Below are 23,824 nucleotides of genomic sequence, written 5' to 3' on the forward strand. Positions count from 1 at the left end.
CCCCGTATCAGACCCCATGACTTACAACCCTGAGAGGGATTGACGCATAGTGCTCGACGTCAACTTCTTCGACGAGCTCCGGATCGGTCTGGCCACCGCTGACGACATCCGTCAGTGGAGCCACGGCGAGGTCAAGAAGCCCGAGACGATCAACTACCGCACGCTCAAGCCCGAAAAGGACGGACTCTTCTGCGAGAAGATCTTCGGTCCGACCCGGGACTGGGAGTGCTACTGCGGCAAGTACAAGCGTGTCCGCTTCAAGGGCATCATCTGTGAGCGCTGTGGCGTCGAGGTCACGCGCGCCAAGGTGCGCCGTGAGCGGATGGGCCACATCGAGCTTGCCGCTCCCGTCACCCACATCTGGTACTTCAAGGGCGTTCCGTCGCGGCTGGGCTACCTGCTCGACCTCGCCCCGAAGGACCTGGAGAAGGTCATCTACTTCGCGGCGTACATGATCACGTACGTCGACGAGGAGCGCCGCACCCGCGACCTGCCGTCGCTGGAGGCCCACGTCTCCGTCGAGCGTCAGCAGGTCGAGAACCGTCGCGACGCCGACCTCGAGGCCCGCGCCAAGAAGCTCGAGACCGACCTGGCCGAGCTCGAGGCCGAGGGTGCCAAGGCCGATGTGCGCCGCAAGGTGCGCGAGGGCGCCGAGCGTGAGATGAAGCAGCTGCGCGACCGTACGCAGCGCGAGATCGACCGTCTCGACGAGGTGTGGACCCGGTTCAAGAACCTCAAGGTCCAGGACCTGGAGGGCGACGAGCTCCTCTACCGCGAGCTGCGTGACCGCTTCGGCACGTACTTCGACGGTTCGATGGGTGCCGCGGCGCTGCAGAAGCGCCTGGAGTCCTTCGACCTGGACGAGGAGGCCGAGCGCCTCCGCGAGATCATCCGCACCGGCAAGGGCCAGAAGAAGACCCGTGCGCTCAAGCGCCTCAAGGTCGTCTCCGCGTTCCTGCAGACCAGCAACAGCCCCAAGGGCATGGTGCTCGACTGCGTGCCGGTCATCCCGCCGGACCTCCGCCCGATGGTGCAGCTGGACGGTGGCCGCTTCGCGACCTCCGACCTGAACGACCTGTACCGCCGTGTGATCAACCGGAACAACCGCCTGAAGCGGCTTCTCGACCTCGGCGCGCCCGAGATCATCGTGAACAACGAGAAGCGCATGCTCCAGGAGGCCGTCGACGCGCTGTTCGACAACGGCCGTCGTGGTCGCCCGGTCACCGGTCCCGGCAACCGCCCGCTGAAGTCCCTCAGCGACATGCTGAAGGGCAAGCAGGGTCGATTCCGTCAGAACCTGCTCGGCAAGCGTGTGGACTACTCCGCGCGTTCCGTGATCGTCGTCGGTCCGCAGCTGAAGCTGCACCAGTGCGGTCTGCCGAAGGCGATGGCGCTGGAGCTCTTCAAGCCGTTCGTGATGAAGCGGCTCGTGGACCTCAACCACGCGCAGAACATCAAGAGCGCCAAGCGCATGGTGGAGCGCGGCCGCACCGTCGTGTACGACGTCCTCGAAGAGGTCATCGCCGAGCACCCGGTGCTGCTGAACCGTGCTCCCACCCTGCACCGCCTCGGCATCCAGGCCTTCGAGCCGCAGCTGGTCGAGGGCAAGGCCATCCAGATCCACCCGCTCGTCTGCACCGCGTTCAACGCGGACTTCGACGGTGACCAGATGGCCGTCCACCTGCCGCTCTCCGCGGAGGCGCAGGCCGAGGCCCGCATCCTGATGCTGTCCTCGAACAACATCCTCAAGCCCGCCGACGGCCGTCCGGTGACGATGCCGACCCAGGACATGGTCCTCGGTCTGTTCTTCCTCACCACCGACGGCGAGCTCCGTGACACCAAGGGCGAGGGGCGTTCGTTCGCCTCCACGGCCGAGGCGATCATGGCGTTCGACGCCGGCGAGCTCGCGCTGCAGTCCCAGGTGGACATCCGCTTCCCGGTGGGCACCATCCCGCCGCGTGGCTGGATGCCGCCGGCGCGCGAGGAGGGCGAGCCCGAGTGGCAGCAGGGTGACAGCTTCCGTCTGAAGACCACGCTCGGCCGTGCGCTCTTCAACGAGCTGCTGCCCGAGGACTACCCGTTCGTCGACTACTCGGTGGGCAAGAAGCAGCTCTCCGAGATCGTCAACGACCTGGCCGAGCGCTACCCCAAGGTCATCGTGGCGGCGACGCTCGACAACCTGAAGGCGGCCGGCTTCTTCTGGGCGACCCGTTCCGGTGTCACCGTGGCCATCTCCGACGTCGTCGTTCCCGAGGCGAAGAAGGAGATCGTCAAGGGCTACGAGGCGCAGGACGAGAAGGTCCAGAAGCAGTACGAGCGCGGTCTGATCACCAAGGAAGAGCGCACGCAGGAGCTCATCGCGATCTGGACCAAGGCGACCAACGAGGTCGCCGAGGCGATGAACGCGAACTTCCCCAAGACCAACCCCATCTTCATGATGGTTGACTCGGGTGCCCGAGGAAACATGATGCAGATGCGGCAGATCGCCGGTATGCGTGGTCTGGTGTCGAACGCGAAGAACGAGACCATCCCGCGTCCGATCAAGGCCTCGTTCCGTGAGGGCCTGTCCGTGCTGGAGTACTTCATCTCCACGCACGGTGCCCGTAAGGGTCTGGCGGACACCGCCCTGCGTACCGCCGACTCGGGTTACCTGACCCGTCGTCTGGTGGACGTCTCGCAGGACGTCATCATCCGCGAGGAGGACTGCGGCACCGAGCGCGGTCTGAAGCTGCGGATCGCCTCGAAGGACGAGACCGGGGTCCTGCGCAAGGCCGAGGACGTCGAGACCAGCGTCTACGCCCGCATGCTCGCCGAGGACGTCGTCATCGACGGCAAGGTGATCGCGCCGGCCAACGTGGACCTGGGCGACGTGCTCATCGACCAGCTCGTGCACCACGGTGTCGAGGAGGTCAAGACCCGCTCGATCCTGACCTGTGAGTCCAAGGTCGGCACGTGCGCCATGTGCTACGGCCGCTCCCTGGCCACCGGCAAGCTGGTCGACATCGGTGAGGCGGTCGGTATCATCGCCGCCCAGTCCATCGGTGAGCCCGGTACCCAGCTGACGATGCGTACCTTCCACACCGGTGGTGTGGCCGGTGACGACATCACGCAGGGTCTGCCGCGTGTCGTCGAGCTCTTCGAGGCCCGTACGCCGAAGGGTGTCGCCCCGATCTCCGAGGCGGCCGGTCGCGTCCGCATCGAAGAGACCGAGAAGACCAAGAAGATCGTCATCACGCCGGACGACGGCAGCGACGAGACGGCGTTCCCGATCTCGAAGCGTGCCCGTCTGCTGGTGAGCGAGGGCGAGCACGTCGAGGTGGGCCAGAAGCTCACCGTGGGTGCCACCAACCCGCACGACGTGCTGCGCATCCTGGGTCAGCGTGCCGTCCAGGTCCACCTGGTCGGCGAGGTCCAGAAGGTCTACAACTCGCAGGGTGTGTCGATCCACGACAAGCACATCGAGATCATCATCCGGCAGATGCTCCGCCGCGTGACGATCATCGAGTCCGGCGACGCCGAGCTGCTGCCCGGTGAGCTGGTCGAGCGCTCGAAGTTCGAGACCGAGAACCGTCGTGTGGTCCAGGAGGGCGGTCACCCGGCCTCCGGTCGTCCGCAGCTGATGGGTATCACCAAGGCCTCGCTGGCGACGGAATCCTGGCTGTCGGCCGCCTCCTTCCAGGAGACGACCCGAGTCCTGACGGACGCGGCGATCAACGCCAAGTCCGACAGCCTCATCGGCCTCAAGGAGAACGTCATCATCGGTAAGCTCATCCCGGCCGGTACGGGTCTGTCCCGCTACCGCAACATCCGGGTCGAGCCGACCGAGGAGGCCAAGGCCGCGATGTACTCGGCCGTCGGCTACGACGACATCGACTACTCGCCGTTCGGCACGGGCTCCGGCCAGGCCGTCCCGCTGGAGGACTACGACTACGGTCCGTACAACCAGTAGGCGAGCGGCTGTGGTTGCTTGAGTTGAGGGGCGGTCACCTTCGGGTGGCCGCCCTTCGGCGTTGCCCGGGGCGTTCCGTCGGCCGGGCCCGTCAGCGCCCGCTCTCCAGGCGGACCCGCAGGTGGTGGAGCCGGGTGTGCGTGTCGGGGTGGGAGGCGAGGAGCCGTGCGATCACTCCCTCCTCGTCGAAGCGGACGCCGATGGCCGAGGCGCCGGCGCGTGCGGTCTCCTCGCGGCCGAGATCCTCGCTCAGTACGGCCATCAGCTGCTGGGCGTAGCCGAGCCCGGCCGCGTGCGCGTCGGCGCGGAGTTCCGCGCGCCGGGAGACCGCCGCCAGGAGGTAGGGCGTGGCCAGCGGCAGGAAGACCAGACCGTACGTGGCCGTCGCCAGGGCGAACAGGACGGCGCCCAGGACGCCGATCACGACGGCGGCGACGCCCACGGAGACGCGGTCGACGCGTGAGGCCAGCCACCGCAGCAGCCGCCAGGCGATCCGGGCCGGCAGCGCGTACCAGAACGTGAGCAGCGAAGCCCAGGCGTGCCCTCCCACGTGGTGGCCCAACTCGTGCGCGAGCACGCCGGCGAGCCGGCCGGGCGTCAGCGTCCTCAGCGAGTGGCTGGTGACTCCGACGATGTGGCCCGCGGCCGCCATGGCGTTGATGCCGGTGCTGTCCTCGACCCACAGCTGGTAGGCGTCCGCGTCCACACCGGCCCGGGCGGTCACCCGGCGCCACACCGCCCTCAGCTTTCGGTCCTCCTCGGGCGTCGGGTAGCGCAGCCGGTACAGCCGGCGGGCGAGGAGACGTTCGCAGGGGCGGTGGAAGGCCAGTGCGCCGCTGACCACCCAGCAGGCGAGCGGGATCCACCAGGAGGGCCCGAACAGGATGTCGACGGCGTACGACACGACGAAGACGACGGCCAGGCTCGTCAGCACCAGCGGCAGCTGGAGCGCGAGGCGCCCGAGCGTGGTGGCGTCCACGCCCCGGTGGCGGGCCGATATGTGGACGCGGCCCGCGCGGGAGGCGAGGTCGTCGTGGGCGTGGGCGGGGGCGGGGGCGGGAGGCTTGCGGTGGTGCTCGGACTCGTACGGGACGGACATGGCGCTCCTTGTCGCGAGCGGGACGGGGGCGAGGTTCAGGTCATGAGCGCGGATGCGGGGAGCAGCACCGCGGCGCAACCGAAGGCGATCAGGCCCGTCCTGATGCAGAGGTGTTTGCGGGCCACGATGCGGCTCGTCTCGGCCAGCGCCAGGAAGAGGCCGAGGGCGGGGTCGCGGCCGGTCTCCGCCACGGCCGCGGCGAGCCCGCCGGCCCGGGCCGCGCGGCGTATGTCACCGAAGTAGGTGAGGGGCCGACCGGGCTCCCAGGTGCTTCTGCGGTAGCGGGGCAGCACCGCCAGCAACAGGGCGAACAACGCCGTGACCAGCGATGTCGCGCCCGCCCACCACAGGATCGTGGCGGTGGGGGAGAGCGCGGCGGGGCTCCAGCGGTGCCCGCCCGGCAGACCGGCCATGATGCCGAGGGCCCCGGCCAGGACGGAGGCCTTGGTGTCGGCGCGGGCGATCTCGGCGCGCAGGTCGGCGAGCAACCGCGCGCCCGCCTGTACCTCCTGGACGACCACCTGTGCGGGTACGGCGCTCATGCCGAGGCACCTGGCGTCTCGTCCTCGGGTGTCGTGCCGGACCTCAGGACGGTCGTCATCCACTGGGCCGTGAGCTCTCGTGGCTCCTGGAGCTGGTAGCTCTCCAGCCCTTCCTTGTCGAGCACCCGGTCGATCAGGTGGCGCTGGGTCTCGATGAGTTTCCCGCGTTCCTCGCCGAGGTGCTGCAGAACGAGCCGGGTGTCCTCGGGGTGCTCGGTCAGATGGAGCGCCAGCGCCGCGGTGTCGCCCCTGGCCAGGCAGTCCTCGTAGAACGTGATCCGCTCCGCCCGGACGTGGGCCTCGTGCCGCTGCCGCTGGATCGAGACCGCGTGCTCGGGTGAGGCGGCCTCCGCCTCGTGCCGCGCGGTGCGCAGCCGCTCCTGGTGCGTGCGTTCGGCGGCGTCGCGCCGCAGGCGGACCGTGACGGTGGCCCGCAGGCCCTGGCGGCCGCCGACCGGTGCGGCTTCGTCGACCGCCCGCTGCACGGCCTGTTCGGCGTGGGAGCTCTCGGCGATGGCGTGGTCGCGGCTCGCGCTGCGCATCAGCGGGACGAGTTCGCCGATGAGGAGGCCGGGTACGTCCCGTTCCTGGCTGGTGACGAAGCGGGCCGGGTCCGTGACGCGCCAGGTGATGTCGGCGAGGGCCTCGAAGGCGAAGGTGTCGACCTGACTGGGCAGGTGTTCCCGCAGCCGGAAGGAGTGGGCCTCGGTGTTCACCTCGTACAGGGCGACGTAGCGGCGGACGGTGGTGGGGCGGGCGGGGGGCAGGAAGGTCTCGTACGAACCCTTGCGGGTCACGCAGACCAGGGCGTGGTCGATCCGTCCGACGAAGCGGCGGCCGCCGAGGCGGAGGCGGGGCAGCGCCCAGACCCTGAGGACGGGGTCGGGGAAGGGGGCGGACGGGGACGGGAGGGTCTCCTCCGCCAACCAGTCGGGTTCGTCGGGCCGGGGGCGTGTGTCAGGGGCTTCCATGGGCTGCTCCAGCGGGCAGGTCAGAGGGCAGGTCAGAGGGCAGGTCAGAGGGCAGGTCAGGCGGCGGGGACGTGGGCGAGCAGGCGCGTGGCCACCGGCGGCTCGTCGCCGTCGAAGTCGCGCACGGTGCGCAGGAGATGGGTGACGCGCTGGTGGTTGGCGGGGGTCGTCGCGAGCGCGGGGAGCAGGGAGGTGAGCGCGACCTCGGACTCCCGGTCCCGGTCGGCCGTGAGCACCCAGCCGCGCAGCACCCGCAGGGCCCGGGAGGTCAGCTCGTGGTCGCCGAGCACCGTGGTCCAGAAGGCGGTCAGGTGCCGGACGTCCGCCCTCTCACCGGCCGCCCTGGCCCGGGCGTACCAGTCGAGGACGATCGGGCGGTCGCCGTTCTCCTCGTACTGGGCGCAGGCCTGGACGAAGGCGCGCAGCGCGTGGGAGCGGACGGCGCGGTCGTGGGCCGGGCCGTGGGGATCGAGACGCTCGGCCAGGGCGTGGAGCACCGGGCTCTGCACCGTCAGGAGGAGGAGTTCCAGGGCGTCCGCGAACTGCTTGTCCTCCTCCTTCCTGGCCTTCTCCTTCTTCTTCTCCCGCTGCTTCTCGTCCTCGTCGTCGTCCGAGTCGTCGTTCTCCACGGGGCGGCGGACGGCGTCGAGCAGGGTGCGCAGGGTGATCTCGTGGTGGGCGGTGCCCAGCAGGCCGTAGGCGCGGATGGCGGTCCACCGGCGGCTGTGGTGATCGCCGGTGCACCAGCCGTGCAGGACGTCGAAGGCCGGCGGCACCTCCAGGAGCACGGCCAGAGTGAGGGCGTTCGCGGCGGTCAGCCAGGCGTTGAAGCTGTTCGAGTCGGCCCAGGGCTCGATGAGATGGGCCAGGGTGGACGGGAAGTCGGCCTGGGCGAGCAGCGCGGCGGCGCCGGCCGCCCGGGTGCGCACGAGCGGACGCTTGTCCTTGGCGAGCTGCCGTATCCAGCTCACGAGCGCCGGTCGGGCCGAGGGGTGGAGGTTCCACACCTCGTGCAGCAGGAGCCGGGCGATCCGCTCGTCCTGGAACCGGGCGACGAAGTGGCCGACGACACCCCACTCGGTGGCTTCGGTCTGGACATAGCCCTGCGCACGGGCGAGGTGGAGCCGGTCGGCACGGGAGGTTCCGAAGACCGGGACGCGCGGCCAGACCGAAGGGTCCTCGGTCTTCTGCAGGAGCTTGAAGAGACCGTCGCCGAGTTCGGCGGCCACCGCGTAGGGGGCGTCGTCGAAGACGGCGAGCGAGACGAGGAACGACTTGTCGAGGAGGGCCGGCGTCTCCCCGGTGAGCCATCGTTCGATCTGGGCCGACGCGGCAGCCTCCCCATGGGCGGCCAGCGCCTGCTCGTCGATCTCGCCCCGGTGCAGCGCGACCAGACGCTCCGCGAACCGGGCGGTCTCGTGCGGCGGATGCTCTCGTTCGAGGTACTCCTTGACGTACGGCAGTCCGCTCAGTTCGAGCCAGGGCTGCTCGCCCACGGCCCGGACGACGTGGGAGTGCAGCAGTTCCTCGGTCAAGGGCGGCTCCCACCGCACCGAGGGGATGTCCGTCGGCACCGCGGACGGCTCGACCGTGATCACCAGGTGCCCGTCGGCGCGCTCCAACTGCTCACGCAGGCCGGACAGGAAGGGGGCCCGCAGGGGCCGGTGACGGCTGGTGGCCCAGTTGCACAGGACGTATCCGTCGGGGTGCTCCAACTCCTCGCGCAGGGCGGCGGGGCTGGTGTGCGGATCGAGGTCGCGCAGCCGGTCGACACCGAGCCGGGCCAGCAGCATCATCGCGGCGGACCGGCGGCCCGTGGCGTGTCCGCCGGTCAGGATCACGACCCGCTCGGCGCGCAGCCGGGCGAGCGCCTCGTCGAAGTGGGGGCCGCTTCGGAAGACGGCCGTCAGCTCGGCGACGTCTTCCCGCGGGATCGGTCCCGAGTTCCGGTGGAGGGTCCTGTCGCGGCCTCCGAGGTGGAAGACGTTGTCGCCGTAGTGGGCGCCGCCGGTCTGCCCGAACTGGTCACCGTCGACCAGGGTGGACGAGAACGCGCGGGCCGCGTGCTTGACCAGGTCCTGTCGCGCCTCCCAGGCCTTCTGCCGCTGCTCCGGAGCCTGGGACGACTCCTCCTGTCTCTCGTCCTCGTCCTTCGGTTTCTCCGCGGTCCTCGCCGGGCCGGCCGCCGTGTCCTGGCTCATCGCCGCCCACCCCGGCCGGGCAGGCCGAAGTTGAGGTCGCCGTGGACGGTGCCTCCGGTCACGCCGTACTGGTCGCCGCCGATGTGGGTCTGGGGGTGGGTGTGGGGGTGGGTGTGGGGGTGGGTGTGCGCGGTGCCGGGGTCCGCCGACGCGGCGGTCGTGGCGCCCCCCGCGGCCGTAGCCGCGGCCTCCCCGTGCAGCCAGGCCACCGTCGGCCCCTCCTTCGTCTCCACGGTCACGCGGTGGAAGTCGTCCGGGCGCACCCCCAGCGGCCCGTGGCGTACGACCCCTTGGTAGACGGCGTCGGAGACGCACAGGACGCTGCCCGCGTCGGACCGCTTGAGGGCGTCGCGCAGCGGGTCGGCGTTCAGCAGACGCACGGCGTGGTTGAGGTCCGAGCCGACCCAGCCGTCGAGTTCGTCCACGGCCACGTAGCCGGAGGCGAGCACGATCCGCACCCGCATCCGCGCGCTGCTCGCGAGCAGGCGGTTCTTGTTGTGCAGGAGCGCGGGCGTCTCGGTCAGGAGGGTCTTCACCAGCGCCGGTACCGAGACCCGGGTGTCGATGAGCTCCATGACGGAGTCACCGCGGTCGGCGCGCAGCCGGGCGGTCTCGTCCACGTCGGCGGCGGCCACCGTGGCGTCCACGACGTCGTACAGGACCCGGCGCAGGTACGCCTGTTCGACGTCGTCGCGGCTGCCGAACTGCTCGATGTCGAAGAGGAGGATCGTGCGGAACACGGGGTCGGCCATGTCTGTCCCTTTCCGATGGACGCCTCTCGCGAGGCGGTCCGTTTCAACCGGTACGCAGCACGATGGCGGGTGGAGGGAGCGCGGCCGAGGAACGATGACACGGACGAACTGTGACCGTGTGCACAGACAGACAGACAGACAGAGCGTCAGGCGGAACGCTCGCCGGTGATGCGGCGCAGGACGTCCGGGCGGAGTACGACGATGCGGCGGCGTCTGGTGACCACGACCTGCTTGGTCCGCAGCTCCTTGAGCAGGCGGGCCACGGCCTCGCGGGAGGAGCCCACCGAACCCGCGAACTCCTGCTGGCTGAGTCCGATCGTCAGTTCGATGCCTTCGTCGGTGCGGCTGCCATGGGTGCGCATGAGTTCGAGCAACAGGACGGCCAGGCGTTCGCGCACGCTGAGGGCGGCCCATTCCAGCCGACGGCGGTCGGTCGACCGTTGACGGTCGGTGGCCAGGCCCAGCAACTGCAAGGAGACCTGGGGGCTGCCGGCGAGGAAGGCGGTGAAGCGGGCCTGGTCGATGGCCACCGCCTCGATCGCCTCCAGGGCCGTCACGGTGGCCGCCCTGTGCCGCCCGCTGAGCGCCGCGCCCTCGCCGATGATGTCGCCGGGGCCGCGCAGGGCGAGCAACGCCTCGTAGCCGTTGGCCGCGATGGCCGTGACCTTGGTCCAGCCGTGCAGAAGGAGCACCACGTGGGTGGACGGTTCGTCCTGGTGCATGATCACGCTGCGTGCCCGGTAGCGCAGCGGGCGGCCGGCGGCCAGCAGGGAGACGCGGTCGTCCTTCTCCAGCCGGGCGAGGAAGGGCACGCGGTCGTCGAAACCGTCGTCGTCCCACGCGTGTGTACGTCTGCCGGCCGTACCCCCGGTCATGCCGCCGCCCCCGCGTTCACCTGTGCCGATGCCCCTGACTCCGCAATCAGTCAACGTACTTGAGACGACCGTGTGGGCAACGGGGCGCAACCGGCCAGGTGTGGCCGGAGCCCGTTCTGTCGGAGTGGCCGTCCTCGACGCGCGACGGCCAGGTGTGGCAGAACCGGGACAGAAGTGGGGCGGGGGAACCCGTGCCGTGGGCCGGGCGTTGGAGCATCATGGAGGAACAACCAGTCCGGGGGAGTGTTTCTCGTGTCGAACCCGTCGTGGCAGCCGATCCCGTGGCAGCAGGCGCAGGGCAGTAGTCCTTCGATGCTGGCCGCGCATGCCGACCGTGAGCGTGCCGTCGATGTACTCAAGGCCGGCTTCAGTGAGGGCCGCCTCCCGCAGGACGAGTACGAGAGGCGCGTGGAGAGGGCCTACAAGGCGCGCACCGTGGGGGAGCTGTCCCTTCTGGTCGCCGACCTGCCCCAGGGCCCCTCGGGGATGCAGCCGACCGCCACGGCACACATGGCCCCCATGGTCCCGAGAACCTTCATGCCGGCGCCGGTGCTGCCGCCGCCCACCAACGGCAAGGCCGTCGGGTCGATGGTGTGCGGTGTCCTCACCACCATGACGCTGGGGCTCACCGGCATTCCGGCGGTCATCCTCGGCCACACCGCCCGCGCCGAGATCAAGCGCACGGGCGAGGGCGGTGAGGGCTTCGCCCTGGCCGGTCTCATCCTCGGCTGGCTCTCCGTGGCGGGCTGGGCCTTCTTCCTGATGCTCATCATGATCGCGGGGACGTCGTCGAGCAGCGGAATCTGAGCTCCGCCGGCAGTGCCGGTCGGTGCGGACACGTCCACCCTTAAACCCCCGCCCGCCCATTTGTTTTGACCGTAGCGAATGAGGTAGGTACGCTCAGACCTTGTGCCTGGGGTGTGCCCTGGCTCCCGTGCGTGCCTTCAACCGCACAGGGGGAGCCGTAAGCAGCCACCGCAATCTGCGCCCTTTCTGCCTCGCGGCGGGGGTCTGCAGTATTCGACACACCCGACCGCGTGGGTCGGGGAAGTTCCAGGTTAGCTTCACCATTCGGCACACAGAAACCGGAGAAGTAGTGCCTACGATCCAGCAGCTGGTCCGGAAGGGCCGGCAGGACAAGGTCGAGAAGAACAAGACGCCCGCACTCGAGGGTTCGCCCCAGCGTCGCGGCGTCTGCACGCGTGTGTTCACGACCACCCCGAAGAAGCCGAACTCGGCCCTGCGTAAGGTCGCGCGTGTGCGTCTGACCAGCGGGATCGAGGTCACCGCTTACATTCCGGGTGAGGGACACAACCTGCAGGAGCACTCCATCGTGCTCGTGCGCGGCGGCCGTGTGAAGGACCTGCCCGGTGTTCGCTACAAGATCATCCGCGGTTCGCTTGACACCCAGGGTGTCAAGAACCGCAAGCAGGCCCGCAGCCGCTACGGCGCCAAGAAGGAGAAGTAAGAATGCCTCGTAAGGGCCCCGCCCCGAAGCGCCCGGTCATCATCGACCCGGTCTACGGTTCTCCTCTTGTCACGTCGCTGATCAACAAGGTGCTGCTGAACGGCAAGCGCTCCACCGCCGAGCGCATCGTGTACGGCGCCATGGAGGGCCTGCGCGAGAAGACCAGCAACGACCCGGTCATCACGCTGAAGCGCGCGCTGGAGAACATCAAGCCGACCCTCGAGGTCAAGTCCCGCCGTGTCGGTGGTGCGACGTACCAGGTTCCGATCGAGGTCAAGCCCGGTCGTGCCAACACGCTCGCGCTGCGCTGGCTGGTCGGTTACTCCCGCGCCCGTCGCGAGAAGACCATGACCGAGCGTCTGCTCAACGAGCTTCTCGACGCGTCCAACGGCCTCGGTGCCGCTGTGAAGAAGCGCGAGGACACCCACAAGATGGCCGAGTCCAACAAGGCCTTCGCGCACTACCGCTGGTAGTCGCTACCCCCATCGAGACCGAGAGAAGACCGAAGCCTTATGGCTACCACTTCACTTGACCTGGCCAGGGTCCGCAACATCGGGATCATGGCCCACATCGACGCGGGCAAGACGACCACCACCGAGCGGATCCTCTTCTACACCGGCGTCAGCTACAAGATCGGTGAGGTCCACGACGGCGCTGCCACCATGGACTGGATGGAGCAGGAGCAGGAGCGTGGCATCACGATCACCTCTGCTGCCACCACCTGTCACTGGCCGCTCGAGGACAACGACTACACGATCAACATCATCGACACCCCGGGTCACGTCGACTTCACGGTCGAGGTGGAGCGTTCGCTCCGCGTGCTCGACGGTGCCGTCACGGTGTTCGACGGTGTCGCCGGTGTCGAGCCGCAGTCCGAGACGGTGTGGCGTCAGGCCGACCGCTACGGCGTGCCGCGCATCTGCTTCGTGAACAAGCTGGACCGTACCGGCGCGGAGTTCCACCGCTGTGTGGACATGATCTCCAGCCGCCTGGGCGCCGTCCCGCTCGTCATGCAGCTGCCGATCGGCGCCGAGATGGACTTCAAGGGCGTTGTGGACCTGGTCCGCATGAAGGCGCTCGTGTGGTCCGCCGAGGCCGCCAAGGGCGAGATGTACGACGTCGTCGACATCCCGGCCACGCACACCGAGGCTGCCGAGGAGTACCGCGGCAAGCTGGTCGAGGCCGTCGCGGAGAACGACGACGAGATCATGGAGCTGTTCCTGGAGGGCCAGGAGCCCACCGAGGAGCAGCTGTACGCCGCGATCCGTCGCATCACCATCGCGTCCGGCAAGTCCGACGGCGTCACCGTCACCCCGGTGTTCTGTGGCACCGCGTTCAAGAACAAGGGCGTCCAGCCCCTGCTCGACGCGGTCGTGCGCTACCTGCCGACCCCGCTCGACGTCGAGGCCATCGAGGGCCACGACGTGAAGGACCCGGAGCTGGTCGTCAAGCGCAAGCCGTCCGACGACGAGCCGCTGTCGGCGCTGGCGTTCAAGATCATGAGCGACCCGCACCTCGGTAAGCTCACCTTCGTCCGGATCTACTCCGGTCGCCTGGAGTCCGGCACCGCCGTGCTGAACTCCGTCAAGGGCAAGAAGGAGCGCATCGGCAAGATCTACCGTATGCACGCGAACAAGCGTGAGGAGATCGAGTCGGTGGGCGCCGGCGACATCGTCGCCGTCATGGGCCTCAAGCAGACCACCACCGGTGAGACGCTGAGCGACGACAAGCAGCCGGTGATCCTGGAGTCCATGGACTTCCCGGCGCCGGTCATCCAGGTCGCCATCGAGCCCAAGTCCAAGGGTGACCAGGAGAAGCTGGGTGTCGCCATCCAGCGTCTCGCGGAGGAGGACCCCTCCTTCCAGGTCCACTCGGACGAGGAGACGGGCCAGACCATCATCGGTGGTATGGGCGAGCTGCACCTCGAGGTGCTGGTCGACCGTATGCGCCGTGAGTTCAAGGTCGAGGCCAACGTCGGCAAGCCGCAGGTCGCCTACCGTGAGACGATCCGTAAGGCCGTCGAGCGCGTCGACTACACGCACAAGAAGCAGACTGGTGGAACCGGCCAGTTCGCCAAGGTGCAGATCGCGATCGAGCCGATCGAGGGCGGCGACGCCTCGTACGAGTTCGTGAACAAGGTCACCGGTGGCCGTATCCCGAAGGAGTACATCCCTTCGGTGGACGCCGGTGCGCAGGAGGCCATGCAGTTCGGCATCCTCGCGGGCTACGAGATGACGGGCGTCCGCGTCATTCTTCTCGACGGTGGCTACCACGAGGTCGACTCCTCCGAGCTCGCCTTCAAGATCGCCGGTTCGCAGGCCTTCAAGGAGGCCGCGCGCAAGGCGTCCCCCGTGCTCCTTGAGCCGATGATGGCCGTCGAGGTCACCACGCCCGAGGACTACATGGGTGAGGTCATCGGCGACATCAACTCCCGCCGTGGTCAGATCCAGGCCATGGAGGAGCGGGCTGGTGCCCGCGTCGTGAAGGGCCTCGTGCCCCTCTCGGAGATGTTCGGCTACGTCGGAGACCTCCGCAGCAAGACCTCGGGTCGCGCAAGCTACTCGATGCAGTTCGACTCCTACGCCGAGGTTCCGCGGAACGTCGCCGAGGAGATCATCGCGAAGGCCAAGGGCGAGTAACGCACCGCGTCCGCACGCTTTAGGCTTGACTCCGGAGCCTCAGGGGGCAAACACCCGCGAACACGGGTGTTTGCCCAAGGACCCGGACTTTCCAGCAAAGATCACCTGGCGCCGATGAAGTAAGGCGTACCAGAACCACTCCCAGGAGGACCCCAGTGGCGAAGGCGAAGTTCGAGCGGACTAAGCCGCACGTCAACATCGGCACCATCGGTCACATCGACCACGGTAAGACGACCCTCACGGCCGCCATTACCAAGGTGCTGCACGACGCGTTCCCGGACCTGAACGAGGCCTCGGCGTTCGACCAGATCGACAAGGCTCCCGAGGAGCGTCAGCGCGGTATCACGATCTCGATCGCGCACGTCGAGTACCAGACGGAGACCCGTCACTACGCCCACGTCGACTGCCCCGGTCACGCGGACTACATCAAGAACATGATCACGGGTGCGGCGCAGATGGACGGCGCCATCCTCGTTGTCGCCGCCACCGACGGCCCGATGCCGCAGACCAAGGAGCACGTGCTCCTGGCCCGCCAGGTCGGCGTTCCGTACATCGTCGTCGCCCTGAACAAGGCCGACATGGTGGACGACGAGGAGATCCTGGAGCTCGTCGAGCTCGAGGTTCGTGAGCTGCTCTCCGAGTACGAGTTCCCGGGCGACGACCTGCCGGTCGTCAAGGTCTCGGCGCTCAAGGCCCTTGAGGGCGACAAGGAGTGGGGCCAGTCCGTCCTCGACCTGATGAAGGCCGTCGACGAGAACATCCCGCAGCCCGAGCGTGACGTCGACAAGCCGTTCCTGATGCCGATCGAGGACGTCTTCACGATCACCGGTCGTGGCACCGTCGTCACCGGTCGTATCGAGCGTGGTGTCCTCAAGGTCAACGAGACCGTCGACATCGTCGGTATCAAGCAGGACAAGACCACCACCACGGTCACCGGCATCGAGATGTTCCGCAAGCTGCTCGACGAGGGCCAGGCCGGTGAGAACGTCGGTCTGCTCCTCCGTGGCATCAAGCGCGAGGACGTCGAGCGCGGCCAGGTCATCATCAAGCCCGGTTCGGTCACGCCGCACACCGAGTTCGAGGCCCAGGCCTACATCCTGTCCAAGGACGAGGGTGGCCGCCACACGCCGTTCTTCAACAACTACCGCCCGCAGTTCTACTTCCGTACGACGGACGTGACCGGCGTGGTGACCCTCCCCGAGGGCACCGAGATGGTCATGCCCGGCGACAACACGGAGATGAAGGTTGAGCTCATTCAGCCCATCGCCATGGAAGAGGGCCTGAAGTTCGCCATCCGTGAGGGTGGCCGGACCGTGGGCGCCGGCCAGGTCATCAAGATCACGAAGTGATCTTGAGCTGACCCGGTAGGACTCTGGGGAGGCCCGTACGACTTCGGTCGTACGGGCCTCTTCGCCGTCTACGAAACTATTCGACGCTCACGACCCGTTCCCCACGCCGGTCACTCCCTTCACTATTTGTCATGCCGCTGACCAAATACGGGGTGGAGGGGTGTGGCATGTCTGGAGGCGTCAGCCGCAGGGGTGTGCTGGGGGCGGGGATCGCCGCTGTGCCGGTGCTGTCGATGGGGGTCGGGGATGCGGGGGCCACAGATGGCGCCGGGGCTGTGCGGATCACGGACTCGGGGGCGTACCTCTCCTTCTCCCCCGTGGCGGGCGCGTTCTCGCTGGTCGGCGCCCCGGTCGTGGTCAGCCCCGAGGATCACCCCGGAGTCGTACGGGTCGCGGGGGATCTGCGGGACGACATCGAGCGGGTGACGGGTGTACGGCCGGGGAGCGCGATGGCGTCCGAGGTCGTGCTGGTGGGGACCATCGGCCGCAGCCCGTTGATCGACGGGCTGATCGCCGCCGGGAAGCTCGACGTCGGCGGGGTGCGGGGGAGGTGGGAGACGTCGCTGCAGACGGTCGTCGAGCGGCCGATGCCCGGGGTGGAGCGGGCCTTCGTCGTCGCGGGCAGCGATCCGCGCGGCACGATCTTCGGGGCGTACGACGTCTCGTACGGGCTCGGTGTCTCGCCCTGGTACTGGTGGGACGACGTGCCGCCGGTCCACCGGGACGCGGTGTACGTGCGGCCGGGCCGCTTCAGCCAGGGGACGCCGGCCGTGAAGTACCGGGGCATCTTCATCAACGACGAGAACCCGGCGCTCGGGACGTGGGCGCCGGCGTACTTCGGGCCGGGGAAGGCGCCGGGGCATCCCGGGGGCTTCAACGCGGACTTCTGGGCGAAGGTCTTCGAGGCGCTGCTGCGGCTGAAGGGGAACTACGTCTGGCCGGCGGTGTGGGGCCGGGCCTTCGCCGAGGACGATCCGGAGAACCACGCGCGGGCGAAGGAGTACGGGATTGTCATGGGCACGTCTCATGAGGCGCCCATGATGCGGGGGATCGAGGAGTGGAACCGGCACGCGGTACCCGCGGTGCGGGACGGCGCGGGGAACATCGTGACCCCCGGGCGGGACCCCTACGGGGGCACGGGGGAGTGGTCGTACCGGCGCAACGCCGAGGCCATCCGGGCGTACTGGCGGGACGGCATCCGGCGCATGGTCGACGAGGACTTCGAGGGCGTCGTCACGCTGGGGATGCGGGGGAACGGCGACACGAGCCTCCCCGACGGCGACGGCATCGAACTGATGCGGGAGATCATCACGACCCAGCGGGGCATCATCGCCGAGGTGACCGGCCGGCCGGCGCAGGAGACCCCGCAGGTGTGGACCCTGTACAAGGAGGTCCAGCGGTACTGGGACCGGGGGCTGCGGGCGCCGGACGACGTGACCGTCGTCCTCACGGACGACAACTGGGGGAACATCCGTAAGCATCCCGACCCGGGGGAGCCCGTACGACCTGGGGGCTACGGGTTGTACTACCACTTCGACTACGTCGGCGTCGGGCGCAACTACAAGTGGGTCGACACGGCGAACCTCGCGAACCTGTGGGAGCAGCTGCACGAGGCGGACGCGTACGGGAACCACGGGCTGTGGGTGGTGAACGTCGGCGACCTCAAGGGGAACGAGCTGCCCACCGAGTTCTTCCTGGACTACGCCTGGAATACCGGCCGTTGGGGGCTGGAGAACCTGGAGGAGTGGGAGCGGGGGTTCGCGCGGCAGAACTTCGGGGGCGGTGGGCCGGGGGCCTCGTCGGACATCGCCTCGGAGATCGCCGAGGTGCTGAGCGCGTACGGGCAGCTCCAGGCCCGCCGGAAGCCCGAGTTGCTGAACCGCCGGATCACCCTGGACACCTCGAAGGACCCGACGGATCCGGCGACGGGCGAGCGCGCGATCGTCTACGACGACCAGGAGACGCCCTTCTTCTTCGGCCACCGGGAGCTGGAGCGGGTCACGGAGGAGTGGCGGGCCCTGGCGAAGCGCGCCGAGCGGGTGGGGAAGCGGCTTCCCGCGGCCGTTCAGGACGCGTGGTTCGAGCTGGTGGGGTACGCGGTGCTGGCCACGGCGAACCTGTACGGGTTGCGGGAGGCCGAGTTCCAGAATCTGCTCTACGCCGGACAGGGAAGGGCGGCGACGAACGGCCGGGCGGAGGCCGCGGAGGCGGGGCTTGAGCGGGACTTCGCGTTGGCCGACCGCTTCAACTCCGAGGTGGCGGGCGGGAAATGGCGGGGCTTCCAGACCCAGCCGCACATCGGATACGGGGACGTCGAGCGCTACGGGCCGAACGCGGGCTGGCAGCAGCCGGAGCGGAACAACGTGGCGCTGCCGGACGAGATCTTCCCCAAGGTGCGGCGGATCGAGGTGCCGCGGGCCGCGGAGCTGGGGGTGACGGTCGACGGGGCGGACGACTCGGGGGAGTGGTGGCCCCGGTCCACCGCGGCGGCGGTGCTTCCGGTGTTCAGCCCTCACCAGACCAGGCCTCAGCAGTACGTGGAGATCTTCAACCGGGGGCGTACGCCCTTCTCGTACCGGATCGAGTCGTCGGCGCCGTGGCTGGTGGTGGAGCGGTCGCGGGGGCGGGTCGAGGAGCAGGTGCGGGTCGGGGTCCGGGTGGACTGGGGGCGGGTGCCGGCGGGGGGTGCGCAGGCTTCGTTGACGGTGAGCGGGGCCGGGGCCTCGGTCACCGTGAAGGCCGTCGCCCAGAAGCCGTCGGCGCGGGAGGCGCGGAAGCTGCGCGGGTTCGTCGAGGCGGGCGGGTACGTGGCGATCGACGCGGAGCACTACGCGCGGGCGGTGGGGTCGGCCGACGGGCGGGTGCGCTGGCGCCGGATCGAGCGGATCGGGCGTACGGGGGCGGGGGTGACGCCGTGGCCGGTGACGGCGGCGCGGCAGACGCCGGGTGGGGTGGGGCCGCGCCTGGAGTACGAGGTCAGTGTCCTGTCGGCCGTGGACGAGGTGACGGTCTGGGCGTACGTCTCGCCACGGAACCCGGCGCCGGCCACGGGCGGGCTGCGCTATGCCGTGTCCTTCGGCTCGGGGGCTCCGCAGGTCGTCGACATCAACGCCGCCACCGGCGCCGACGACGGGCTCATGAACAAGCAGTGGGCGCGCAACACCTCGGACAACGTGAACAGGACGGCCACCAGACACGCGATCGCCGGGCCCGGAGTGCACCGGCTGACGTTCTGGATGGTCGACCCGACGGTGGTGCTGCAGCGCCTGGTGATCGACACGGGTGGGCTGACGCCGACGTATCTGGGGCCGCTGGAGTCCCGCCGCGTCTGAGAACGGATCCGAGAAGGGACCCGCACATGAAGAGGCACACGAACCGCTTCCGCATGCCCGTGCTCGCGCTGGTCGCCGGGGCGCTGCTGTCCACGGCGGTGGCCGTGCAACCGGCCTCGGCGCACGACCGGTCCGGCTCGTCCGGCCCGTCCTTGAGGGCGCTCGCCGACCGGGTCGGCGTACGCATCGGCACGGCCGTGGACATGACCGCGCTGGCCGAGGACCGCACGTACCGCAGGACGACCGACCGCGAGTTCGATTCCGTGACCGCCGAGAACGTCATGAAGTGGGAGTCGGTGGAGCCGCAGAGGGGCGTCTACGACTGGAAGCCGGCCGACGACCTCGTCCGCCACGCCCGCGCCCACGGCCAGGTCGTCCGAGGTCACACCCTCGTCTGGCACAGCCAGCTGCCGGGCTGGCTGACCTCGGGGGTGGCGGACGGGTCGATCGGCCCGGCGGAGCTGCGGGGCATTCTGCGGAAACACATCACTACGGAGGTGAAGCGGTACAAGGGGAAGATCCAGCAGTGGGACGTGGTGAACGAGGTCTTCGAGGAGGACGGCAGCCTGCGGAACTCCCTCTGGTTGCAGCAGCTGGGCCCCTCGTACATCGCGGACGCCTTCCGCTGGGCCCATGCCGCGGACCCGAAGGCGAAGCTCTTCCTCAACGACTACAACGTGGAGGGCGTCAACGCGAAGTCCACGGCGTACTACGAACTGGCGAAGCGGTTGCGTGCGGAGGGCGTACCCGTCCAGGGCTTCGGCATCCAGGGGCACCTCGCGATCCAGTACGGATTCCCGGGGCAGGTGGCGGAGAATCTGGCCCGCTTCGAGGCGCTGGGCATGCAGACGGCGTTCACGGAGGTGGACGTGCGGATGATCCTGCCGGTGGACGAGACGAAGCAGGCCACCCAGGCGAGTTACTACCGCCGCCTGCTGGACGCCTGTCTGGGCGCCCGGAGCTGCAGGTCCTTCACCGTGTGGGGCTTCACGGACAAGTACTCCTGGGTGCCGGGCGTCTTCGAGGGCCAGGGCTCGGCGACGCCGATGGACGAGACGTACGTCCGGAAGCCGGCGTACGGGGCGCTGCGGGAGGGGCTGGCGGCCGGGAGGTGACCGGCGTCGCCCTCAGCCCTTGTCCGGGTAGCGGGGCAGGTTCTCCGTGGAGATGGTCCAGTCGGCGATGGTGACGTCCTCGCCGTAGACGAAGTCCTTGCGGGTGGCGTAGCGCGGGCCGTCCGGGGTGGCGTGGATGTCGGTGAGGACGGCGCCTGTGCCGGTGCGGGGGTCGAAGACGGCGTAGACGGGGATGCCGAGCAGCGGGTAGTCGCGCATCTTGGCGACCCAGTCGTTGTCGGGGTTGGAGCGGGAGACGACTTCGATAGCGGCGATGAGCGTCCGTGGGTCGAAGGAGCCCGGGACGTCCATGTCCGCCCAGGCGATCACCATGACGTCGGGGTGGCGCATGATGCCCTCGGGTTCTGCCTCTACGTCAGGCGTCCCTGTGTGAGCGACCAGCTCTTCCGGCATGACCTTTTCAAGGCGCTTCCGGAGATGCAGCGTGGTCAGCTCGTGCGGGCCGACGGGCGCCATCATGTCGTGGACGATCCCTTCCTTGGTGATCTCGAATTTCCCGGGGAGGGTGTCGTCCATCGACTGAACGAAGTCCCGCATGGCTCGGTAGATGTGGGGGGCGCCGTGTTGCGCGTCGTCCGGGGCGATGGTCATGGCGCTCGCTCCTCGTCTGGGCCCGTGGGCAAGGATCGTCACGTTCATGCTAGGTGGCCTCCATGAGGTCGGGCATCAGGTCGGGCATGGGGTCGGGCCCGCAGTCGCGGCAACGGCTGCCCTTCGGTCCCCGGAAGCCGCGGTCGCAGCCGTCGCAGTTCGTCATGGGGTACTGGACGGTAGGGGCAGGCGGGGACGCGGGCGCCCGGAACGGCGGCAGGGGCGGCAGCCGGTCCGTGAGCCGGTGGGCCAGGAGGGCGGCCGGGCGGTGGAGCGGTTCGTTCGGGAGGCCGCCGGTCAGGGCGTGGCGAACGGCGGTGGGGGTGAGGTCGCGCTCCAGCCAGGCGGCGACCCCCGGGGCGAGGTGGGCCGTGTCGCAGGCCGAGAGGAGCAGGCGGGGGTCCGTGCGGCGCAGGTCGGCGAGGAGGTCGGTGGCGGTCTGGAGGAGGGTGGGGGAGCGGTAGGCGGGTTGGGGGACGCTGGGGAGGGGCTTGCGGGGTGCCTTCTTCTGCCGGGGCGCGTGTGCCGGGCGTCCGGGCTCGTCCTCCGCGCGGCTGTGGCTGCGGCTGTGGCCGGGCTGGTTGCAGGAGGTCGTACGGGTGATGACGCGGCCGGTGGGGGTGCGTACGCGTTCGCGGCGCAGGTAGCCGTGGGTCTCCAGCTCGCGCAGCGCGGCGGCGATCCGGGTCGCGCCCTCCTTGAAGCGGGCGGCGAGGCTCTTGATGTCGACGCGGGCGCCCCTCGGCAGCGACTGGATGTGCGTCGCCAGTCCGATCGCGAGGAGGGACAGCTCCGGGTGCTGGGCGAGGTGGTTGCCGATCACCGTGAAGCGGGTGCTGTGGCGGGTGTGGTCGTGGATCAGACCACCGCCGGAGTGAGGGTCCGGGTGCCGGTTCGGGTGGTTGTTGTCGGCAAGCCGGGCGCGGGCGCGCGGGGGCGCGCTAGGGTGCTGCGTATCCATCGGGAAGGGTCCACTTCCTTGGTGGTCAGGCCCTCGCACTGGGATTGCCGTCCCGGCGAGGGCCGTCGCATGTCTGCGGTTGTGTGGTCCTGCTGCGCTGAGCGTAAGGGCATCAACCGGCTCCGAATCCAGCCGAGTCGGCGATGTTCACCCGCGAGGGTGAGACCGCCCGCCGGGCGGGAGGAGGGGTGGGGTTTGGTGGGGTTCTTTCTCTCCCGGGTCCTTTGGGGAAAGACCGCCCGTCGCACCGGAGCGCACATCTGCGGGTTCCGGTGCCTGTCGGACGGTGACCTCGGCCCAGACCGTCTTACGTGGCGGCAGTCCCGGCGCGGTGCCCCATCGGTCGGCCAGCGCCTCGACGAGGAGGAGGCCCCGGCCGGACTGGGAGTCCGGGGAGGGGGGTTGGGCTGTGGGCAGCCGTTCACACGTGTCCGTGACCTCGATGCGGAGGGTGCCGCCGACCACGTAGAGCGTGAGTCCGAAGTCGCGGCCCTGCGCCCGACCGTGCGTGGCCGAGTTGGCCGCCAGCTCGGCGACGATGTGCCGCGCCGGGTCCAACGGCAGCCCCCATGCGCGCAGTTGCTCCGTCGCCAGCAGGCGGGCGAGACGGGCTCCGCGTGGTGTGGGGGACAGTCGCACGCTGAAGTTGCGGATGGGGCTGTGCGGTTCGGCCTCAGGGGCGGCGGTTTCCGTATTCACGTTACTCAGCGTGGCGGTGCGTGCTTACCGTGAACAGTGACTGCGCCGGTACGTACGGTTACTGTCCAGGGCTTGTCCGGCGCTGTCCAGCCTGTCCGGAACCGGTGCACGGGTAGGGGGCGTTGAGTCACTGCGGTACGGCGGAGAGGTGCGCGATGCACGTGGACGGGCTCAAGGACGCGACGGACGAGCCGGGTTGGGAGGTGGACCCCGACGATGACTGGGGCGTCGCCGTCGTCGAGACCGTGGGGCGACAGCTGAAGCTGCGGCGGGAGGCCGTAGGCATGCGGGTGGCCGACTTCGCTGTGGCGATCGGGTACGGAGAGGACCTCGTCTACAAGATCGAGGCCGGGAAGCGGATTCCCCGGCCGGAGTACCTGGACAAGTCCGACGAGGTGTTGGAGGCGGGCGGGCTCATCTCGGCCACCTGGGAGGACGTGAAGAAGGTCCGGTACCCGAAGAAGGTGCGGGAGCTGGGGAAGCTGGAGGGGCAGGCGGTTGAGATCGGGGTGTACGTCTGCAACAGCCTCAGTGGGCTGCTGCAGACGCCGGAACACGCGCGGACCCTGATCGAGGCATGGAAGCCGGCGTACTCGCCGGACGACGTGGAGCGGATGGTGGCCGCTCGTGTGGCCCGCCAGGCGGTGTTCGACCGTGACCCGGCGCCCTCGATTGCCTTCGTGCTGGAAGAGGCCCCGCTGCGGCGCGAAATCGGGGGCACAATGGTGTGGCGGCAGCAACTCCACCGTCTGCTGGAGGTGGGCCAGATGCGTAATGTGACGCTCCAGGTGATGCCGACCAACAGTGGTGCTCACCCGGGGCTGGACGGCCGGGTCGAGGTGCTGAAGTTCGACGACGGTACGGCAGTGGGCCGCGCCGATGGTGTCTTCCAGGGTCGGCCTGTCTCCGATCCACGACAACTCCGCGTTATCGAGCTGCTGTATGGCACCATCCGGGCGCAAGCTCTCCCGACGCGGGAGTCGCTGGCCTTCATCGAGCAACTGCTGGGAGAGACATGATCCGCAAGGCCTCCGCTGAGGACGCCCCCGAACTGGCGTGGTTCAAGAGCAGCTACAGCGACGGCACCAACGGCGAGTCATGCGTCGAGATCGCCCACGCCCCCGGCACCGTCCACATCCGCGACTCCAAAGACATACGGCTCCCTCAGCTCGCGCTCACGCCGACCGCCTGGGCGGACTTCGTGTCGTACGCGGCCGGGGGCTGAGCCGTCAGGGTCGGTCGACGCACGGCGTGAGACGG

19 protein-coding genes are annotated in these 23,824 nt (G+C 69.2%); 10 read left to right on the forward strand and 9 right to left on the reverse strand.

What is annotated here, in order from left to right; genetic code table 11:
- Positions 1-49: 49 nt before the first annotated feature.
- Positions 50-3,949: a DNA-directed RNA polymerase subunit beta' gene (locus OG202_RS29750; RefSeq protein WP_046913803.1), complete on the forward strand. Its 3,900-nt coding sequence runs from the start codon at positions 50-52 to the stop codon at positions 3,947-3,949.
- 91 nt (positions 3,950-4,040) lie between these two features.
- Here OG202_RS29750 and OG202_RS29755 read toward each other — a convergent pair whose 3' ends face one another.
- The 6 genes from OG202_RS29755 to OG202_RS29780 all read right to left on the reverse strand — a co-directional run bounded on the left by OG202_RS29755 (position 4,041) and on the right by OG202_RS29780 (position 10,389).
- Entirely contained in the window at positions 4,041-5,048 is a 1,008-nt protein-coding gene (locus OG202_RS29755) for a M48 family metalloprotease (RefSeq protein WP_328223887.1), read from the reverse strand.
- 35 nt (positions 5,049-5,083) lie between these two features.
- Positions 5,084-5,590: a Pycsar system effector family protein gene (locus tag OG202_RS29760; protein ID WP_326578840.1), complete on the reverse strand. Its 507-nt coding sequence runs from the start codon at positions 5,588-5,590 to the stop codon at positions 5,084-5,086.
- Positions 5,587-6,561, reverse strand: coding sequence for a hypothetical protein (locus OG202_RS29765; RefSeq protein ID WP_328223888.1), 975 nt, complete (start codon positions 6,559-6,561; stop codon positions 5,587-5,589). Before OG202_RS29765 ends, OG202_RS29760 begins: the two co-directional genes overlap by 4 nt.
- Before the next feature lie 56 nt (positions 6,562-6,617).
- Positions 6,618-8,762 (reverse strand): hypothetical protein, encoded by a 2,145-nt coding sequence (locus tag OG202_RS29770; RefSeq protein WP_327728182.1) that lies wholly within the window; start codon positions 8,760-8,762, stop codon positions 6,618-6,620.
- Positions 8,759-9,514, reverse strand: a complete 756-nt coding sequence (locus OG202_RS29775) for a hypothetical protein (protein ID WP_327728181.1) — start codon at positions 9,512-9,514, stop codon at positions 8,759-8,761. The genes OG202_RS29770 and OG202_RS29775 overlap by 4 nt, the downstream gene beginning before the upstream one ends.
- Positions 9,515-9,660: 146 nt before the next feature.
- Positions 9,661-10,389: a Crp/Fnr family transcriptional regulator gene (locus OG202_RS29780; RefSeq protein WP_326578832.1), complete on the reverse strand. Its 729-nt coding sequence runs from the start codon at positions 10,387-10,389 to the stop codon at positions 9,661-9,663.
- A 312-nt stretch (positions 10,390-10,701) separates the two neighbouring features.
- Between OG202_RS29780 and OG202_RS29785 the strand changes: the two genes are divergently transcribed.
- The 7 genes from OG202_RS29785 to OG202_RS29815 all read left to right on the forward strand — a co-directional run bounded on the left by OG202_RS29785 (position 10,702) and on the right by OG202_RS29815 (position 20,292).
- Positions 10,702-11,196, forward strand: a complete 495-nt coding sequence (locus tag OG202_RS29785; protein ID WP_326578830.1) for a DUF1707 and DUF4190 domain-containing protein — start codon at positions 10,702-10,704, stop codon at positions 11,194-11,196.
- A 289-nt stretch (positions 11,197-11,485) separates the two neighbouring features.
- On the forward strand, positions 11,486-11,857 hold the full coding sequence (gene rpsL / locus OG202_RS29790) for a 30S ribosomal protein S12 (RefSeq protein ID WP_003948652.1): 372 nt from the start codon (positions 11,486-11,488) through the stop codon (positions 11,855-11,857).
- Between the two features lie 2 nt (positions 11,858-11,859).
- Entirely contained in the window at positions 11,860-12,330 is a 471-nt protein-coding gene (gene rpsG, locus OG202_RS29795; RefSeq protein ID WP_005481264.1) for a 30S ribosomal protein S7, read from the forward strand.
- A 39-nt stretch (positions 12,331-12,369) separates the two neighbouring features.
- Positions 12,370-14,496: an elongation factor G gene (fusA, locus tag OG202_RS29800; protein WP_326578767.1), complete on the forward strand. Its 2,127-nt coding sequence runs from the start codon at positions 12,370-12,372 to the stop codon at positions 14,494-14,496.
- A 155-nt stretch (positions 14,497-14,651) separates the two neighbouring features.
- Entirely contained in the window at positions 14,652-15,845 is a 1,194-nt protein-coding gene (gene tuf / locus OG202_RS29805; protein WP_037694088.1) for an elongation factor Tu, read from the forward strand.
- Positions 15,846-16,012: 167 nt separating this feature from the next.
- A complete protein-coding gene (locus OG202_RS29810; protein ID WP_328223889.1) occupies positions 16,013-19,177 on the forward strand; it encodes a glycosyl hydrolase 115 family protein in 3,165 nt (1,054 codons plus the stop codon).
- Positions 19,178-19,203: 26 nt separating this feature from the next.
- Positions 19,204-20,292, forward strand: a complete 1,089-nt coding sequence (locus OG202_RS29815; protein WP_328223890.1) for an endo-1,4-beta-xylanase — start codon at positions 19,204-19,206, stop codon at positions 20,290-20,292.
- Positions 20,293-20,304: 12 nt separating this feature from the next.
- Here the strand turns inward: OG202_RS29815 and OG202_RS29820 are convergent, their stop codons facing one another.
- The 3 genes from OG202_RS29820 to OG202_RS29830 form a co-directional block, all read right to left on the reverse strand.
- A complete protein-coding gene (locus OG202_RS29820; protein WP_326578760.1) occupies positions 20,305-20,904 on the reverse strand; it encodes a Uma2 family endonuclease in 600 nt (199 codons plus the stop codon).
- Between the two features lie 49 nt (positions 20,905-20,953).
- The gene (locus OG202_RS29825) at positions 20,954-21,865 is read right to left on the reverse strand and encodes a helix-turn-helix domain-containing protein (protein WP_326578758.1); all 912 of its coding nucleotides are present in this window, start codon (positions 21,863-21,865) and stop codon (positions 20,954-20,956) included.
- Between the two features lie 147 nt (positions 21,866-22,012).
- Complete coding sequence (locus OG202_RS29830; RefSeq protein WP_326578756.1) at positions 22,013-22,564, reverse strand: ATP-binding protein; 552 nt, start codon at positions 22,562-22,564, stop codon at positions 22,013-22,015.
- Between the two features lie 155 nt (positions 22,565-22,719).
- Here OG202_RS29830 and OG202_RS29835 point away from each other — a divergent pair, with 155 nt between their 5' ends.
- Together OG202_RS29835 and OG202_RS29840 are read left to right on the forward strand one after the other, a co-directional pair.
- On the forward strand, positions 22,720-23,583 hold the full coding sequence (locus tag OG202_RS29835; protein ID WP_326578754.1) for a helix-turn-helix domain-containing protein: 864 nt from the start codon (positions 22,720-22,722) through the stop codon (positions 23,581-23,583).
- A complete protein-coding gene (locus OG202_RS29840) occupies positions 23,580-23,789 on the forward strand; it encodes a DUF397 domain-containing protein (protein ID WP_326578752.1) in 210 nt (69 codons plus the stop codon). Before OG202_RS29835 ends, OG202_RS29840 begins: the two co-directional genes overlap by 4 nt.
- Positions 23,790-23,824 lie beyond the last annotated feature (35 nt).

The organism is Streptomyces sp. NBC_00310, from assembly GCF_036208085.1.
In the GTDB taxonomy this organism is placed as follows: domain Bacteria; phylum Actinomycetota; class Actinomycetes; order Streptomycetales; family Streptomycetaceae; genus Streptomyces.